At 69.2% G+C, this 1,669-nt stretch carries 2 protein-coding genes; both read left to right on the top strand.

Annotation, left to right across the window (positions count from 1 at the left end):
- The first annotated feature begins 160 nt into the window (after positions 1-160).
- Positions 161-805, top strand: coding sequence for a GNAT family N-acetyltransferase (locus tag ACGFR7_RS37495; protein WP_393328565.1), 645 nt, complete (start codon positions 161-163; stop codon positions 803-805).
- A 28-nt stretch (positions 806-833) separates the two neighbouring features.
- Positions 834-1,073 (top strand): GNAT family N-acetyltransferase, encoded by a 240-nt coding sequence (locus ACGFR7_RS37490; RefSeq protein WP_393328562.1) that lies wholly within the window; start codon positions 834-836, stop codon positions 1,071-1,073.
- Positions 1,074-1,669: the final 596 nt, after the last annotated feature.

Below are 1,669 nucleotides of genomic sequence, written 5' to 3'. Positions count from 1 at the left end.
CCTCACCGGCGAGAACACCATCTCCTGGCGCGACCCCACAGCACAATAAAGACCGCATCACGGGATGAAACAACAGGATGAAACGACCTCTAAGGGCCTGTCCGGCGGATCAGGTCAGTGCACCTGCACCGGGCGATCGGAGTGCGGCTAGGGTCCGTCGATGCTCTCGATGGTCCCGTCACTGCCGCCCGGTTACCGTTCGCGGCCCGCGGGCGTCCACGACATCCCGGCGATCCGGGCTCTGGTCACGGCCTGCGAACGGGAGGTGTACGGGCGCGTGCAGAGCGACGCCGGGGCCGTCGCCGCCGATCTCGCGCGGCCTGGTCTGGTGTCGGAGTGGGACACCGTGCTCGTCCTCGACCGGGCCGGGCGTCTGGCTGCCCGGGCCTGGGTGGACCGGCGCTCCGAGGTCGACGTGCACCCGGAGCACGGGGGCCGGGGCCTGGGCGCGGCGCTTCTCGACTGGGCGCCGGCACGGGCGCGGCAGGCCGGCGCGGACGGCATCGTGCAGACCGTGCCGGACGCGGATTCCCGTGCCGTCGAGCTGTTGCGCTCGCGCGGGTACAAGCCGCTGGTGACGGCCTGGCTGCTGGAGTTCGCCATGCCGGCCGAGCCCTCGGTGCCCGAGCCGCCGACGGGCGTGGTGGTGCGGCCCTTCCGCGTCGGCGACGGGCCCGCCGCGCACGTACTCGTCCAGGACGCGTTCGACGAGTGGCAGGAGCGGCGGCAGGCGTACGAGGAGTGGGCCACACACCATCGAGCGAACCGTCTTCGCTCCGGAGCAGTCGGCCCTGGCCCTCACTGACGGCCAACTGGTGGGTGCCGCGCTGGCGTTGGACCTACCCGACACGGGCGAGGGTTACATCGAACAGGTCGCCGTCCACCACGCCCACCGCAACCGAGGCATCGCCCGACTACTGCTACGCCACACGTTCCGCGCCTTCCACCAGACGGGCCGACGCTCCTGCACCCTGTGGACACACTCGGACACCGGCGCACTCGACCTGTATCTACGGGTGGGCATGACGGTCCGGCACAGCTCCACGGTCTTCCGCAAGGACCTGCGCGCCTAGGGCGCGCCCTTCGGATTATCCGCTCGTTGGCTCGGGTGTGGCCTTCACGATGCGCAGGGGGCTCGGATCGAGCATTGCTTCCTGACCGGTCGCCGAGGAGGGGTGGCCGGCACTGTGGGTTCCGGGGCTGGTCGGACGTCCCCGCATCTTGCCGGACATGGTCCTGGTTGACGACATGTACTCCTCATGCACCATCCGCGAGCAGCGATGGAGGCGTATTCGGGCCCGCACGGTCGTGACTCGGTTCTACCGGCGCGCTCGCGTCGGTCGGAGGACGCTCAGTCGAGACAGAACTCGTTGCCCTCTGATCATCTCGCGGTAGAAGAGGGGATGTCGGCGGGGGATGATCTTTGGCAGCCGCTGATGTGCCGTGCGGTCGCAGGGGTGACCCGATGCCGATGCCTCCAAGGGGTGGGGCTACTCGTCACTCGTCGGAACTCCCCGCCGGACGCCAGATCCGACGACCCACCCCGAGCCCGTCACCTGATTCGCCGGACAGGCCCTAGTGATCTGGTTCGGAGATGCGTGAGCAGTAGCGGCAGATCCGGTCAAGGATCTGGTCGGCGGTCTTGGTCCATTTGAAGGGCCGGGCATCG

This window comes from Streptomyces sp. NPDC048516, from assembly GCF_043199875.1.
In the GTDB taxonomy this organism is placed as follows: domain Bacteria; phylum Actinomycetota; class Actinomycetes; order Streptomycetales; family Streptomycetaceae; genus Streptomyces.
This window is presented reverse-complemented; position numbering and strand designations above follow the sequence as displayed.